Origin of the sequence: Labrys miyagiensis (genome assembly GCF_030160835.1) — a bacterium.
In the GTDB taxonomy this organism is placed as follows: domain Bacteria; phylum Pseudomonadota; class Alphaproteobacteria; order Rhizobiales; family Labraceae; genus Labrys; species Labrys miyagiensis.
In genome coordinates this window covers 186144-202196 of sequence record NZ_BSPC01000069.1, presented here as the reverse complement: position 1 = coordinate 202196, position 16053 = coordinate 186144, and the positions used below count along the sequence as shown (strand labels likewise).

At 67.5% G+C, this 16053-nt stretch carries 11 protein-coding genes; 9 read left to right on the top strand and 2 right to left on the bottom strand.

The genetic code is table 11. The features are described 5' to 3' along the window. Positions 1-146 precede the first annotated feature (146 nt). Both QQL24_RS30785 and QQL24_RS30780 read left to right on the top strand, forming a co-directional pair. Entirely contained in the window at positions 147-1739 is a 1593-nt protein-coding gene (locus QQL24_RS30785) for a 5-guanidino-2-oxopentanoate decarboxylase (RefSeq protein ID WP_284316120.1), read from the top strand. Positions 1740-1912: 173 nt separating this feature from the next. After that, positions 1913-3091 carry an acyl-CoA dehydrogenase family protein gene (locus QQL24_RS30780; protein ID WP_284316119.1) on the top strand — a complete coding sequence of 393 codons (1179 nt, stop codon included), beginning with the start codon at positions 1913-1915 and terminating at the stop codon, positions 3089-3091. A 3-nt stretch (positions 3092-3094) separates the two neighbouring features. Here the strand turns inward: QQL24_RS30780 and QQL24_RS30775 are convergent, their stop codons facing one another. Both QQL24_RS30775 and QQL24_RS30770 read right to left on the bottom strand, forming a co-directional pair. After that, positions 3095-3355 carry a type II toxin-antitoxin system RelE/ParE family toxin gene (locus QQL24_RS30775; RefSeq protein WP_284316118.1) on the bottom strand — a complete coding sequence of 87 codons (261 nt, stop codon included), beginning with the start codon at positions 3353-3355 and terminating at the stop codon, positions 3095-3097. 17 nt (positions 3356-3372) lie between these two features. Beyond that, complete coding sequence (locus QQL24_RS30770; RefSeq protein ID WP_284316117.1) at positions 3373-3651, bottom strand: CopG family ribbon-helix-helix protein; 279 nt, start codon at positions 3649-3651, stop codon at positions 3373-3375. Positions 3652-3836: 185 nt separating this feature from the next. On the opposite strand from QQL24_RS30770, the gene QQL24_RS30765 reads away from it, so the two are divergent. From QQL24_RS30765 to addA, 7 genes are all read left to right on the top strand, one after another. Beyond that, positions 3837-5903, top strand: coding sequence for an acetate--CoA ligase family protein (locus QQL24_RS30765; RefSeq protein ID WP_284316116.1), 2067 nt, complete (start codon positions 3837-3839; stop codon positions 5901-5903). A 123-nt stretch (positions 5904-6026) separates the two neighbouring features. After that, on the top strand, positions 6027-6815 hold the full coding sequence (locus tag QQL24_RS30760) for an enoyl-CoA hydratase-related protein (protein ID WP_284316115.1): 789 nt from the start codon (positions 6027-6029) through the stop codon (positions 6813-6815). 282 nt (positions 6816-7097) lie between these two features. Continuing rightward, positions 7098-8375, top strand: a complete 1278-nt coding sequence (locus QQL24_RS30755; RefSeq protein WP_284316114.1) for a DUF763 domain-containing protein — start codon at positions 7098-7100, stop codon at positions 8373-8375. Positions 8376-8422: 47 nt separating this feature from the next. Further along, the gene (locus tag QQL24_RS30750; protein ID WP_284316113.1) at positions 8423-8893 is read left to right on the top strand and encodes a hypothetical protein; all 471 of its coding nucleotides are present in this window, start codon (positions 8423-8425) and stop codon (positions 8891-8893) included. 4 nt (positions 8894-8897) lie between these two features. After that, entirely contained in the window at positions 8898-9179 is a 282-nt protein-coding gene (locus tag QQL24_RS30745) for a type II toxin-antitoxin system RelE/ParE family toxin (protein WP_284316112.1), read from the top strand. Positions 9180-9222: 43 nt separating this feature from the next. Beyond that, the gene (addB, locus tag QQL24_RS30740; protein ID WP_284316111.1) at positions 9223-12336 is read left to right on the top strand and encodes a double-strand break repair protein AddB; all 3114 of its coding nucleotides are present in this window, start codon (positions 9223-9225) and stop codon (positions 12334-12336) included. 265 nt (positions 12337-12601) lie between these two features. Beyond that, a complete protein-coding gene (gene addA, locus QQL24_RS30735; protein WP_284316110.1) occupies positions 12602-16042 on the top strand; it encodes a double-strand break repair helicase AddA in 3441 nt (1146 codons plus the stop codon). Positions 16043-16053 lie beyond the last annotated feature (11 nt).

The window sequence follows — 16053 nt, the reverse complement described above, 5'->3', positions numbered from 1 at the left end:
GACCGCCACTCCTCGTTTCTCTCCTGCGAGCGCATCGTTTCCAAGAGCAGGCAAGGATGCCTGCGATCCCAGGAAGGGCGCGCTCTCCACTATAAAAGTCAGTGTTTCCAAAAAGCGGACTGGAAGTCCGCGCTCCAGGGGGGTCTATGACCGATCATCCGCATCTCGGCACGCTCATCCCGCAGCTTCTGGTCGAGCGCGGCATCGATACGGTCTTCGGCATCCCCGGCGTGCATACGGTGGAGCTCTATCGCGGCCTGCCGGGTTCGGGGCTGACCCATATCACGCCACGCCATGAACAGGGCGCCGGCTTCATGGCCGACGGCTATGCCAGGGCCAGTGGCAAGCCCGCCGCCTGCTTCATCGTCACCGGGCCGGGCCTGCTCAACATCGCCACCGCCATGGGCCAGGCGCTGGCCGACTCCATCCCCATGCTGGTGATCACCACGCTGAACCCGCGCGCCACGCTCGGGCGCGGCGAGGGGCGGCTGCATGAATTGCGCGGCCAGTCGGTGGTTGGCCGCGAGGTCTCGGCTTTGGCGCTGACGGTGCTGACGGGCGAGCAGCTCATCCCCGCCCTCGACGAGGCCTTCGCCTTCCTCGCTTCCGCCCGCCCCGGCCCGGTGCTGATCGAGATCCCGATCGATCTCCTGTCTGAGCCTTTCTCCGGCCCGGTTACGTCCCTGCGCAAGCCCGCCGGCCCGCCGCCGCCCGCCGCCGGCGATGTCGAGGCCGCAGCAGCCCTGATCGCCGGGGCGAGCAACCCGCTGGTGATCGCGGGCGGGGGCTGTGTGCTCGGGGCGCAGGCCGTGCGAGGCCTGATCGACAGGCTCGGCGCCGCCACCCTGCTCACCGCCAACGCCAAGGGCATCCTGCCTCCCGGCCACCCGCTGCTGGCGGGCGGCTGCATGCTGACATCGGCGCTGCACGCCGCCATCGGCGAGGCCGACCTTATCCTGGCGCTCGGCACCGAACTCGGCGAGACCGAATTCTGGTATGGCAATGAGGGCCTCGGCTTGAACGGTCCGGTGATCCGTGTCGATATCGACGCCCGCCAGCTCCACCGCAATGTCCCTTCGGCCCTGCCGGTTGTCGGCGATGCCGGCGCCTTCGCCGCCGCCCTGGCACCCCTGGTGGAGGCAGTCCCCAACGGCCGTGCCTATGCGGAGCGACTGCGCATCGCGCGCATGGAGGGCGCCGATCCACGCTATACGCGCCATCGCCCGCTGCTCGAGGCCCTCTGGCAGGTGCTGCCGGACGCCGTGGTCGCCGCCGATTCCACCGCGGCGAGCTATGGCGGCAATTTCATGGCCGAGCCGCCGGCGCCGCGGCGCTGGATGAGCGCCGCCACTGGCTTCGGCACGCTCGGCTATGCCCTGCCGGCGGCGATCGGCGCCAAGGTGGCGCGACCCGATGTGCCGGTCGTCTGCATCATCGGTGACGGCGGGTTGCAGTTCACCTTGCCCGAACTTGCCAGCGCCGCCGATGCCGGCGCGCCGATCATCGTGCTGCTGTGGAACGACCAGCGCTATGGCGAGATCGAGGAATACATGGTCCGCAACCAGATCGCCCCGCTCGGCGTGAAGCTGCATGCCACCGACTTCGCCGCCGCCGCCAAGGCCTTCGGCGCCGCCCATGTCGCAGCCTGCTCGCTGGGCGAGGTGAAGGCCGCCATGCTGGCCGCTGCGAAGCACCCGGTTACCACGGTCATCGAAATGGATGCGTCGCATTACGCCTGATCGATGTCGCGGTTAGCACGCTTTAGCCGCTGCAAATCACGGAAGATCGCTATAGCGTTTTGCGATTTGACGGAATCGGCAAGAATCGCAAAGACGCGTTTAAACAAAGAGTTAGAGCAATGGGCGTTTGCGTGTAAACGCGCATTGCTCTAGGAATTCAGGGGAGAGCTTCGATGCAGTTCGCGTTGACCGAAGAGCAGGACATGCTGGTCGAGACGGTCCGCCGCTTTGTCGAGGAGGAACTCTATCCCCACGAGGCGCTGGTCGAGAAGACCGACGAGGTTCCTGATAATCTCGCCGCCGAGATCAAGAGGAAGGCGATCGAGCTTGGCCTCTATGCCGCCAACATGCCGGTCGAGGTCGGCGGCGGCGGGCTCGATGCTGTCGGCCTGGCGCTGCTGGAACGCGAGCTCGGTCGCGCCAATTACGCGCTGCAGATGGTTGTGGCCCGCCCCTCCAACATCCTGCAGGGCTGTACGGGTGCGCAGCGCGAGCGCTGGCTGCTGCCGGCCGTGCGCGGCGATCGCGTCGACTGCCTGGCGATGACCGAGCCTGGCGCTGGTTCCGACGTGCGCTCGATGAAGACCAAGGCCGTCCGCCGACATGACGCCAAATTGGGCGACAGCTATGTCATCAACGGCCAGAAGCATTTCATTTCCCATGCCGACAAGGCCGATTTCATCATCCTCTTCGCCGTCACCGGCACCGAGGAGACCAAGCGCGGCCCGCGCAACCAGATTTCGGGTTTCCTGGTCGACAAGGACACGCCCGGCCTCACGGTGCGGCCCGGCCCGCATGCGCTCTCGCATCGCGGCTACCACAATTGCGAGCTCTACTTCGACGATTGCGTGGTTGCGGCCGACCAGCTCCTCGGCGAGGAAGGCAAGGGTTTCGACCTGATGAGCGAATGGCTCGGCGCCACCCGCCTCACGGTGGCCGCCACTTCCGTCGGCCGCGCCCGCCGCGTGATGGAGGAGACGCTCGCCTGGGCCGGCCAGCGCAAGCAGTTCGGCCAGCCGATCTCGCAATTCCAGGGTGTGTCCTTCCCGCTCGCCGACCTCGCGGTGGAGCTGGAAGCGGCCGACCTCCTCACTCTGCGCGCCGCCTGGCTGCTCGATCAGGGCAAGGCGACGGACGCCGATTTCGCCATGGCCAAACTCGCCGCTTCCGAAATGCTCGGCAAGCTGACCGACCGCGCCATTCAGACTTTCGGCGGCATGGGCCTGATGGACACGCTTCCCATCGCCGGCTGGTGGAAGGACGCCCGCGTCGAGCGCATCTGGGACGGCACCAGCGAGATCCAGCGCCTGATCATCGCCCGCCAGATGCTGCGCCCGCGTGAGGGGCGTTGAGCTTCAGAAACCAGCCTCCCGGCCGGCTCTCACCGCGAGGATAACGATGCTCTGCTGAGCGTAACGATAGCGGACAATATAGCCCCATGCTCCGAAGCCGATCGGCCATTCACGAATTTCAACGGGGTGATCGTCGATCAACCGGCCAATTTCCGGCTGCTCGCTCAGCAGCCGCACGCCTTGTCGGATGGCTGCGACCGCTCGTTTCGCAGCGTTTGGATTCTTGGACGCAAGAAAGCGATGGAGCCGGGAGACTTCGCTCAAGGCACGAGGCGACCAGACTAGGTGTGGCATTCAGGCGGGTCCACGTCTTCGCCCGCCTCCAGCTTCGCAAGCCATGCATCGGCTTCCTCGGCCGTGACATGGAGCCCTGTGGCTTGGTACTGTTCCCAAGCCGCCAGCGTCTCCTGCCGCAGGCGCTCGCGCTGCTCCTCCCGTTCGAGATATTGCTCGATGGCTTCGCGCATCAGCCAATGAGTGCTGCGCTGGCGCGCCGAGGCGAGGCGCTGCATGCGCTCTCTGACGGCGGTGTCGAGCTTGACGCTTGTAGTGGATTGCATCGGAATCTTAGCTATTCACTGGTGTTACCTTTGAACACCATACCACGTAGCGTGCGACCGTAGCCAAGAATCTTACTTCAAGATAGAGCAATTGACGAAAAGCGCACCATCGTCAACCTTGTAACAAGAACCCCGCCTTTAGCGTTCGCGCTCTCAGCACGCTTTCCTGCCCATAGGTCCGTTTTATGTCCGTCGTCGATGGCCTCCGCCGCCTCCTGAAGCCCCGCCACATCGCCGTGGCCGGCGGGCGCCTGGCCTCTGTCATCATCCGTGAATGCGATCGCATCGGCTATGCCGGCCCGATCTGGCCGATTCATCCCGAAAAGACCGAGATTGCCGGCCACAAGGCCTACAGGACCGTGGCCGACCTGCCGGAGGCACCCGATGCCGTGTTCGTGGCGACGCCGCGCGAACCGACCGTTGAGGTTGTCGCTGCCCTCGCCGAGCGTGGCGCTGGTGCGGCGGTCTGCTATGCCTCGGGCTTCGCGGAAGAAGGCGGAGATGGCGTGGCCCTGCAGGAGCGGCTGATCGAAGTCGCCAAGGGCATGCCTATTGTCGGGCCGAACTGCTACGGCGTGCTCAATCTGCTCGATGGCTGCGTGCTCTGGCCCGACACCCATGGCGCCGAGCGCGTGGAGAGGGGCGTCGCCATCATCACCCAATCCGGCAACATCGCCCTCAACATCACCATGCAGCGGCGCGGCCTGCCGATCGCCTATGTCATCGCTGTCGGCAACAAGGCGATCGGCGACCATGGCGACTATATCGAGGCGCTGCTCGCCGACGAGCGCGTCTCTGCCATCGGCATCCATATCGAGTCCATCGACGATGTCGGCCTGTTTTCGACCGCCGCCATCAAGGCCCTGGAAAAGGGCGTGCCGCTGGTGGTGCTGAAGACGGGCCGCTCCAAGCTCGGTGCGGAGATGGCGATGAGCCACACCTCCTCCCTTGCCGGCGCCGACGCGCTCTATGACGCACTCTTCGCCCGCTATGGCATTTCCCGTGTTGTCGACGTGCCTTCCCTCGTCGAGACGCTGAAGCTCATGCACCTGTTCGGCGGCCTGCCCGGCCGGCGCATCTCCTCGATGAGCTGCTCGGGCGGCGAGGCGGGGCTGATCGCCGATCTTGCAGCCGATCGCGGTCTCGAATTCGCGCCGATCCCCGAAAAAAACGCCACGCGCATGCAGGAACTTCTCACTGAGAAGGTGCATGTCGCCAACCCGCTCGACTATCACACCTATATCTGGGGCGACGAGCCGGCCAACACGACCCTGTTCACCGAGATGCTGCGCTCGGGCTTCGATCTCAGCATGCTGGTGCTCGACCAGCCGCGCACCGATCGCGGCCTGGTGCCGGATGGCGGCTTTGCCGCGGCGCGGGCGGCGATCACCAAGGCAGTGAAGGCCTCCGGTGCCCGCGCGGCCGTGGTCTCGTCCTTGCCCGAGAACATGATGGAGGAAGACGCCAAGGCACTGCTTGCCGATGGCGTGTTGCCGATGCAGGGCATGGGCGAGGCTCTCACCGCCATCGTCCATGGTGCCGATTTCACTGCTGCCCGCACCCGCGCCAATGGGCTGGTGCCGCTGAAGACGGTCAACCGCATCGACGTCAGCAAGGCGCGCGTGCTCTCGGAATATGAGTCCAAGCATCTCCTCGGCCGTCACGGCCTGGAGCTGCCGCCGAGCCGCATCGCCGGCACGGTGGAGGCGGCCTCCACCGCCGCGGCGCTCGGCTTTCCGGTGGCGATCAAGATCCACAGCGACAAGATCGCCCACAAGTCGGATGTCGGCGGCGTCCGGCTCGGCCTGCGCTCGCGTGCCGATGTCACCGACGCCGTCGCCTCCATGTCGCATCTGGGCGACCGCTTCCTGGTCGAGCGCATGGTGGAAGGGGCGGTGGCCGAGCTGATCGTCGGCGTGGTGCGCGACCCGCAATTCGGGCCGACCCTGACGGTGGGTGCCGGCGGCGTGCTGGTTGAAATGCTGCAGGACGCGGCCGTGATGCTGCTGCCGACAACGCCGGAGGAAATCCGCGAGAAGCTGATGGGCCTGCGCATGGCGCGCCTGCTCGAAGGCTTCCGCGGCAAGCCGCGCGGCGACATCCACGGCGCCATCAAGGCCGTCCTCGCCATCGCCGATTTCGCCGAACGCCATGCCGACAAGCTGGTGGAGCTGGACGTCAATCCGCTCTTCGTGCTGCCGGAAGGGCGGGGAGCGGTGGCAGCGGATGCGCTGATCCGGATGATCGACTGACCCTGGGATCGCGGACATCACAGCGACATGCTCGCATGTCGCGATGTCCGCCTCTTCCCATCCCGCAACCGCTACGTTTCCACGATGCGGACAGGATGTCCGCGCTCCCAGTGAGGAAGCAACATGACCGAAGCCGTCAGACTGGCACGCCGCGGAGCGGTGCTCGAAATCACGCTGGACCGTCCCAAGGCCAATGCCATCAACCTGGCGACCTCGAAGGCCCTCCACGCCGCCTTCCGCACCCTGCAGGACGATCCCCATCTGCGTGTTGCCATTCTCACCGGCGCGGGCGAGCGCATTTTCTCCGCCGGCTGGGACCTCAAGGCCGCCGCCTCGGGCGAGGAGGAGCCCGACACCGATTTCGGCCCTGGCGGCTTTGCCGGCCTTACCGCCTTCTGGGACCTGACCAAGCCGGTGATCGCGGCGGTGAACGGTGTCGCCATCGCAGGCGGCTGCGAGCTGGCGCTGGCGGCCGACCTCCTGGTGGTGGCCGATCATGCCGAATTCGCCCTCTCCGAGGTGACGGTCGGCCTCGTGGCCGATGCCGGCGGCATCCAGCGCCTGCCGCGTCGCATCCCGCTCGCCATCGCCACCGAGCTGCTGCTCACCGGCCGGCGCTTCACGGCGCGGGAGGCGCACGGCTGGGGCCTCGCCAACGCGGTGGTGCCGATCAGCCGCCTGATGGCGACCGCGCGCCAGCTCGCCGACACCATCGCCGCCAACGCCCCGCTCTCCATCGCCGCCGTCAAGGCCATCCTCGCAGTCACCGAAGGCATGGGCGTGCGCGAGGCCTATGAACACGTCGCCGCCGGCAAGGTGCCTGCCCATCGGGCCATGCAGCTCTCGGAGGATTCCCGCGAGGGCGCAAAGGCCTTCGTCGAGAAGCGCGCGCCGGTGTGGAAGGGGCGGTAGGCATTAAGGAGGGGCGCTACCCGAGCCTCCCCCACGAAGCTGGGGGAGGTGTCACGACGAAGTCGTGACGGAGGGGGTGTGGTCAGAACAGAGCACGTGAACCATAGTCTTTCGACTGCTTCCTCCGCCTCATTCCGCCCACACCCCCTCCGAGCCGGCTTCGCCGGCCCACCTCCCCCAGCTTCGTGGGGGAGGCTTTCGCGTTGCACCCTTCACTCTTCCTTTTCGTTCAAATCTATAATAGAACAATAGGTGAACATTCTCCTCTAAGGATCCCCTCCCGTGCCACAACGCGCAGGCAGTGCTGATCTTCCCTTGCATGGCGGCCGGGTGCCGGCCTGGCTGGGCGAGCGCATGACGCGGCTTGGGGCGGTGATCAGCGAGGCCATCGTCCATCATTACGGCCGCGACGAATTGCTCTCGCGCCTCTCCCATCCCTTCTGGTTCCAGTCCTTCGGCGCCGTGATGGGCATGGACTGGCACTCCTCCGGGATCACCACCAGCGTGCTCGGCGCCCTCAAGCGCGGGCTGAAGCCCCTGGAGAAGGAGCTTGGCCTGCATGTCTGCGGCGGGCGCGGCAAGCATTCGCGCCGCACGCCCGAGGAACTCGTCGCCATCGGCGAGCGGATCGGCTTCGACGGGCAGGCGATGGCCCGGGTCAGCCGCCTGGTCGCCAAGGTCGACAGTGCCGCGGTGCAGGATGGGTTCGAACTCTATCTGCACGGCTTCATCATCGCCGATGACGGCAAATGGGTGGTGGTGCAGCAGGGCATGAATGGCGATGGCGGCCGGGCTCGGCGCTATCACTGGCTGTCCGAGGGGCTGAAGAGCTTCGTTGATGCGCCCCATACCGGCATCGAAGGCGAGGGCAGGGGCGAGATCGTCAACCTCACCGATAGGCGCGCCGAGCGCTCGCGGCGGGGACAGGTCGATCTCCTCGCCACGCTCGGGCCGGACAGGCTGGCGCGCGAGGCGGCCGCCATCGTCGCGCGCGCCCAGCCGGCAGCGCCTGAACCTGAGAGCCGCCAGCTCAGCCTGCCCCATCTCGTCATGCCCGCCCATCACGATGTGCGCGAGAGCGACATCCTCGTCCGCCGCCTGCAGGGAAGTCTCGCGGCGGCCGCCGATCGCGCTCCCGCCGATTTCACCGAGCTTCTGGAAGTGCCGGGCATCGGCGCCCGCACGGTGGAGGCGCTCGCCATGGTGGCCGAGATCGTGCATGGCGCGCCCTGCCGCTTTTCCGATCCCGCCCGCTTCTCCATTGCCCATGGCGGCAAGGACCGCCATCCCTTCCCGGTGCCGATCAAGGTCTATGACCAGACCATCGGGGTTCTGAAATCGGCGGTGCAGAAGGCCAGGCTCGGCCGTGAGGAAGAACTCGGCGCGCTGAAACGCCTGGACGATCAGGCACGGCTGATGGAAGGCAGGCCGGGCGGGCCGACGGTGGCGGAGGTGTTCGCGCGGGAAAGGCGTGACTCCCATCGCTATGGCGGGCGTAGCGTGTTCGGATGGGAGCGACCCAATCCTTCGCATGCAACAGGATCCAACTTGAATGGATGAGAAAATTAGATAATAATGTCCGGCTATTTATATACAACGGAGCGGATATGGCGCCGGCAGAAAAGTCATCGGATGTCATTGACAGCAAAGCCGTGAAGAGCCTGGTCGAGGCGAAGGGCATCCGTGGCGCGACGGTGCTCGGACGCCCTGGTGGTTGGGCTGTGCTTGTGCGTTATGGCGAAGCCGAGCGTGCTGTAGCGGGTCAGAAATCGCATAGAATGCGCCTGTGGAGACGGGTCGATAGTGCTATCGGTTTCGTGCGAAGCGAGCTTGGTATGGATCGTTTCGATGTCGATGCAACGCATTATCACGTGAACCCGGCCGAGCGTCGCCGACCTGACACGGTCGAACGCTTGCGCCGCCAGCGGGAAGCGGTGGCGCATGATCGCTGGTTTCGAGCTGAGGTCCAGTCAGCCATCGATGGCATTGCAGCTGGCACCAATCCGATCGCATCGGATGATGAGGTCGAAAGGCGGCTCAAGACGCTTCGCAATGCGTTGAAGTCGGCAGCTTCCTGAAGCCATGAAAGTCGTCTGGCGCGAAAGCGCTCTCGCGGATCTCGAAAATGCCATCGCCTATATTGCGCGAGGGAATGTCGCGGCGGCTGGCGAACAGTTGAGACGGATCGAGCGGCAGGCGGAGAGCTTGGCCGATCATCCTCTTCTGGGGCGGGAAGGCAGGCTGGAGGGTACGCGAGAACTGGTGGTGGCCCGGACCCCCTTTATTGTCGTCTATACGCTCACCGCGCATGTAGAACTCGTGCGCATCCTGCACGGCGCACAGGCTTGGCCGCCGGCTGGTTGAGTTTCGCTTGTCATGAGTGTTTGCTCCCTGCTTATCTCCCCGCATGGCGCATCGCCCGAATCTCCTCACCATCGCCCCCGGCTCGCCCTTCCTGGAGACGCTGGTCGACGCTTTGCTGGACGGCCGGCTGGTGCCGGGTTTTGCGCCTCGTCATGACCCCTTGGCGCTAGCCGGCGCCACGATCTACCTGCCGACCCGCCGCGCCATCCGCGCCCTTCGCGGCATCTTCCTCGACCGTCTCGGCACCGATGCCGCCCTGCTGCCGCGGCTGATGGCGCTGGGCGAGATCGATGACGACGAGGTGGCCTTCGCCGGCAGCGCCCCAGACATGCCCGAGCCCGTCGCCGCACTTTCCCGCCAGATCGTGCTGACGAGGCTGATCCTGCAATGGAGCGCGGCGCTGAAACAGGCCCTGCTGCCCATCCCCGGCGAGGAAACGGCGGAGCCTCTGCTAATCCCCTCCTCGCCTGGCGATGCGGCGGGGCTCGCGGCCGAGCTCGGGCGTTTCCTCGACGGGCTGCAGATCGACCGGGTGCCGCCGCAGGCCATCGCCCATCTCGGCGACAGCCATGCCGGCCTCTACGACCGGTATTGGGACATCACGCAGCGCTTTCTCGAGATCGCAACCGTGGCCTGGCCCGGGCATCTCAAGGAAATCGGCAAGGGCGACGCCGTATGGCTGCGCAATGCCCGCCTGGAGGCGCAGGCCCGAAGGCTCGCCGAAACCCCGCAATCCGGCCCGGTCATCGTGGCGGGCTCCACCGGTTCGATCCCCGCCACACGCGACCTCATCAAGGCCGTGGCTGTTCATCCCCAGGGCGCGGTGGTGCTGCCTGGCCTCGATCTCGACCTCGACGCCGCCGGCTGGCAGGCCATCACCCGGGGGGAGGGTGAGCCGAGCCATCCGCAGGCCGGCCTTGCCGCCTTGCTCGCGGCGATCGGCGTGGGGCGCGATGGCGTCACCCTGGTGGCCGCGCCGCCAGCGCCGCTGGCCCTGCGCGCCGCTTTGGCGTCGCAGGCTTTGCGCCCGGCCGAGACCACGGATCTGTGGGTCGCCAGCCGCGGGGACGATGCCGCCGCCAGCGAAGAGGCCTTCGCGGGCGTCGCCCTGATCGAGGCGGCGCATGAGGGCGAGGAGGCACTCGCCGCGGCGCTTGCCCTGCGCGAGACCTTGCTCACCCCTGGCCGCACCGCGGCGCTGGTGACGCCCAATCGCCAGCTCGCCCGGCGCGTCGTCACCGAGCTCGGTCGCTGGAACATCGAGGCCGACGACAGCGCCGGCCAGCCGCTGGGCGAAACACCGCCAGGCCTGTTCGCTCGCCTGGTGCTCGATGCCGCCCTGCACGATTTCGATCCCATCGCGCTGCTCTCCTTGCTCAAGCATCCCTTCGCCCGGCTCGGCCAGCCGCGTGCGGCAGTGCGGCGGGCGGCGGCGGCACTGGAGATCGGCGCCCTGCGCGGGCCACGCCCCGCCGCCGGCCTTGCCGGGCTCTCGGCCGCGCTGGCGCTGTGCCGGGCCAGTCTCGCCGATCCGCATTGCCCGGCGGCTCGCCTTGCTCTCGGCGAGGAGGACTGGGCCGGCGCCGAAGCTCTGGTCGAGGCGTTCACTGCCAGGCTTGAACCCTTCGCCGCCCTGCTGCGCCGCAAGGAAGCGCTGCCGGCCGCCACCTTCTTCGCCGCGCACCGAGAGGCCGTCGAGGCACTCGCTGCACCGGAGGAGCGCGGGGAAGTGGCGCTCCATGAGGGCGAGGCCGGAGAAGCACTGCAGGGCTTCTTCACCGATCTCGCCACGGTCGGCCCCGGCGAGCTCGCGCTGCCGCCCTTCGAATATCCCGGCCTGTTCGCGGCCCTGATGGCCGGGCGTTCGGTGCGCGGGGGCGAGCCCAAGCATCCGCGCATCTCGATTTACGGCCTGCTCGAAGCGCGGCTGCTGCCCGTCGACCGGCTCGTGCTGGCCGGTCTCGACGAAAGCGTCTGGCCGCCGGATGTGAAGTCAGATCCCTGGCTCAACCGCCCGATGCGCGCCGCCATCGGCCTGTCCTCGCTAGACAAGCGCATCGGCCTCGCCGCGCATGACTTCGAGCAGGCGCTCGGCTATGGCGACGTGGTCGTCACGCGCGCCCTCAAGCGCGGCGGCTCGCCCACCGTGCCCTCGCGCTGGCTGCAGCGGCTCGGCGCCTTCCTGGGCCCGGCCTTTGACACCATACACCAGCGCGGGGAGCGCTACTGCGCCCTGGCGCGTCTCGTCGATCACACCGAGGCGCCGCCGCCAGAGCTCAAGGCGCCGAGGCCCACGCCACCACTCGCCCTGCGTCCGACGCGCCTGTCGGTGACACAGATCGAGCATCTCGTGCGCGACCCCTACACCATCTATGCCCGCCATATCCTCGGGCTCGAGCCACTCGACGAGATCGCTATGCCGCCGGGCGCCGCCGATCGCGGCACGCTGATCCATGCGGCGCTGGAGCGCTTCGCGGAACTCTGCGCCGATGGCGTGCCGCCCGATGCGCTGGCGCGTTTCCATGCCATCGGCGACGAGCTCTTCGCCGGTCTCGCCGATTTTCCCGAGGTGCTCGCCTTCTGGCGGCCGCGCTTTGCCGCCATCGCCGCCTTCCTGGTGGAATGGGAGCGCGAGCGGCGGCCGCATCTCGCCAGTGTGCGCAGCGAGGTGCGGGGGCGGCTGACCTGGCCGACGCGGGCTGACCGCGCCTTTACCCTCGCCGCCCGGGCCGACCGCATCGAAGCCGGCCTCGATGGCAGGGTGAGCGTGCTCGACTTCAAGACCGGCCAGGCACCGACGGCAAGGCAGGTGCAATCCGGCCTCAATCCGCAGCTTGCGCTTGAAATGGCGATCCTGATGGAGGCGGGCTTCACCGGCGTGCCCGCGCCGGATGTGCTGGGCAGCCCCTCGATCGTGCATCTGGCCGGCGGCGCCAGGGGGCCGAGCGAGAAGCGCCTCGAATTCAAGGATGTCACGCCGCTCGACGTGGCACAGACGAGCCTGGCTTCCCTGAAGGCGCTGATCGACAAATTCGAGAAGGAGGAGACCCCCTACAAATCCCTGGTGCATCCGATGTTCAAGGGCCGGCGCTATGGCGACTACGACCACCTCGCCCGCGTGCGCGAATGGTCGATTAGCGCGGAGGGGGAGGAGTGAGAGGGCGAAACTTTGTCATAAGGGGCGCGACGCAAGCCTCCCCCACGAAGCTGGGGGAGGTGGCATTGCGAAGCAATGACGGAGGGGGTGTGGTCCGCTGGCTCCTCTTCATAAGCAAAGGCTCAAGCAAAAGAGTCGGAGTCTCACACTCCAACGTGGAGCCCTTCCGGCCACACCCCCTCCGACCTCACTTCGTTCGGCCACCTCCCCCAGCTTCGTGGGGGAGGCTTGCGGCGCGCTTTATCCTGCTTGCAGAGCCGCCGCGATGACCACCCCCCGCCAGCCCTCCAACGACACCATCCTGAACCAGCGGCTCGCTTCCGATCCCACGCTGTCGGCCTGGGTCTCCGCCAATGCCGGCTCGGGCAAGACCACGGTGCTGACGCGGCGCGTCATTCGCCTGTTGCTCGCCAATGTCGATCCCTCCGCCATCCTCTGCCTCACCTTCACCAAGGCCGCGGCGGCCAACATGCAGAACCGCATCTTCGCGCAGCTCGGAAAATGGGCGGTGATGGAGAGCGGCAAGCTCGCCGCGGAGATCGAGGCCATCACAGGCATCCGGCCCGAGACCGCCGGGCTGCAGCGGGCGCGGCAGCTCTTCGCCTCGGCCATCGAGACGCCGGGCGGGCTCAAGATCCTTACCATCCACGCCTTCTGCGAGCGTGTGCTGCATCTCTTCCCCTTTGAGGCCAATGTTCCCGCGCAGTTTTCTGTGCTGGACGACAGGGCCGGCCGCGAGTTGCTGGACGCCGCTCGCACCAGCCTGATCCTGGAAGCCAATGCCGAGCCGGAGGGCGCGCTCGGCCGGGCCATGGCGCGGCTGGTCGAGGAGACCGGCGAGGGCGCCTTCGACGGGCTGCTCGCCGAGATCACCTGGGAGCGCGAATCCCTCAGGCCCTTCCTCGCCGGCAAGGGCCGCGCCGACGCGCTGAGCCAGCTGCGACTGCTGCTCGATCTCAAGCCGGGCGAGAGTGTTGCCGCCATCGAGGCGGCTATAAACGAGGCGGGGATTCCCGAAAGAGAATGGCCTGCCATGGCGAGTGCCTTGCGCGAATATGACAGCAAGCGCGTGCAGGATCTGGCCGACCGCCTGGATGCGGCCGTCGCCGCCGCGCTAGGCCGGCGGGCCGAGGCCTATCGCGGCATCTTTCTTACCGGGACGGGCGAGGCTCGTTCGCCCAACGCCTTCCTGGTCAAGGATTTCAGCAAGGACTATCCCGCCTATGCCGAGCAACTTCTCGAAGAACTCGCCCGCATTGGCGGCCTCCTGGAGCGGCGCAAGGCTGCCGCCGCCTATGAGAGGACGGGAGCGCTGCTCGCAGTCGCCGCCGCCCTGCTGGGACGCTACAAAGCCGGCAAGGCAGGCCGCGCCGCGCTCGATTTCGACGATCTCGTGCAACGCACCGCCGATCTCCTGAGCCGTGCCGGGGCGGAATGGGTGCTCTACAAGCTCGACCGCGGCATTGATCACATCCTGGTCGACGAGGCGCAGGACACCAGCCCCGCGCAATGGGCCATCATCGAGAGGCTGGCGCATGAGTTCACAGCCGGCGCAGGGGCGCGGGTGGAGCGCCGCACCATTTTCGCGGTGGGCGACGAGAAGCAGTCGATCTTCTCCTTCCAGGGCGCGGCACCGGCGGAATTCGCCCGCATGCGCGCGCATTTTCGCGTCAAAGCCGGCCTAGCGGAGGAGCGCTTCGAGGCCATCGAGCTCAAGCAGTCCTTCCGCTCGACGCCCGATATCCTCCGGGCCGTCGACCATGTCTTCGCCGAGGCCGACAACCGGCGCGGCCTCTCCTCCGACGACGTCCCGACCGTACATGAGACCGTGCGCGCCCATGATCCCGGCCGCGTCGAGGTCTGGCCGGTGGAAAAGCCGCTGCCTTCGCCGGAGATCGCCGCCTGGGACGCGCCCTTCGATGAGACGCCGGTATCGAGCCCGGTGATAAGGCTCGCCCGCAAGATCGCCGCCGAAGCGAGGCGCCTGATCGACGAGGGCGATGCCGCCACCGGCGCACACTACCAGGCCGGCGACATCATGGTGCTGGTGCGCAGCCGCAACGCCTTGTTCGAGGCCATTATCCGCGCCCTGAAATTCGCGCGCGTGCCGGTGGCCGGCGCCGACCGCATCGTGCTGACCGACCATATCGCCGTGATGGACCTGATGGCGCTGGCGCGCTTCACGCTGCTGCCCGATGACGACCTCACCCTCGCGACGGTGTTGAAGGGGCCGCTGATCGGGCTCTACGACGATGATCTCATCGCCCTCGCGCCGGGGCGCAAGGGCTCGCTCTGGGCGGCCCTGGCGGCGGCAGCGGAAAGCGAGGATCGCCTCGCCTCTATCAGGCATCGCCTGATGGAATGGCTCAACGAAGCCGCCTTCAAGACGCCCTTCGCCTTCTTCGCCGACATCCTGGCTCGCGACGGCGGCCGGCGCGTGCTGCTGGCGCGTTTCGGCCAGGAGGCGGCCGATGCGCTCGACGAGTTCCTGCGCATCGCTGGCGATTACGAGCGCGCCAATACCGCCAGCTTGCAAGGCTTCCTCGCCTGGCTCGCCGAGGCCAGGGCCGAGATCAAGCGCGACATGGATGTGGCGCGCGGCGAGGTGCGCGTGATGACGGTGCATGGGGCCAAGGGGCTGGAGGCCAAGATCGTCATCCTCGCCGATACCTGCTCAGCGCCCGACGGCCGGCATGATCCCAAGCTTTTCTGGGTGCAGAGCCCCGGCCGCGCTGTTGGCAGCGAGATCCCGCTGTGGTCCCCCAACAAGGCCTCGGATCCTCCCCCCGCCGCCGAGGCGCGCGCGACAATCCGCTCGGAGAGCGAGGCGGAGCATCGCCGTCTCCTTTATGTTGCACTGACGCGGGCCGAGGACCGCCTCATCGTCGCTGGTTTCGAGGGCGCCACTGCCCGGCGCCCCGGCAACTGGTACGACATGATCGCCGGGACGCTGAGCGCCGCGGGTGCCCGGGTCGAGCCGGATGGCGAGGCCGAGCGCCTGGTCTATGAGCCGACCCCGCGTCGTCCGGTGGCGAACCAGAATGTGTCCGCGAAGGCTGCAGCGGTCTCAGCCCCAACCTGGCTGTTCGAGAAGGCGGCCGCCGAACGTCCCCCCGAGGTCACGCTCAACCCATCCGAGGCCGAGCATCCGGAGGAACTGGCGGGCCTCGCTTCGGCCGAGCCGCCAGACCCCAAGATCCTGCGCCGCGGTGCCCTCATCCACGCCCTGCTGCAATATCTGCCGGAGGTGGCGCCCTCGGCCCAAGGCGAGGCTGCCCTCGCCTTTCTCGCCCGCGCCGCGCCGGAATGGCCCGACGACCACCGGGCCTGGGCCGAGGAGGCGCTCGCCGTCCTGGCCCTCCCCGAACTCGCACCCTTGTTCGGCGCAGGCAGCCGGGCGGAAGTCTCCCTCGCCGGTCGCATCCCGCGCCCGGGCGATGCCGATTATGTCGTCTCAGGCCGCATCGACCGCCTGGCGGTCGGCACCGATGCCATCCGCATCGCCGACTTTAAGACCAATCGCCACCCGCCGAGAACGCTCGCAGAAGTGCCGACGGCCCATCTGCGCCAGATCGCGCTCTATCGGCATCTGCTCGGCAAGCTCTATTCGGAGAGGCCGGTGAAGGCGCTGCTGGTGTGGACGGCGACGGCGGGGGTGATGGAACTGCCGGAGGGGGTGATGGAGAATTTCGTGACGGGCCTGTAGCGTCCGGGGAA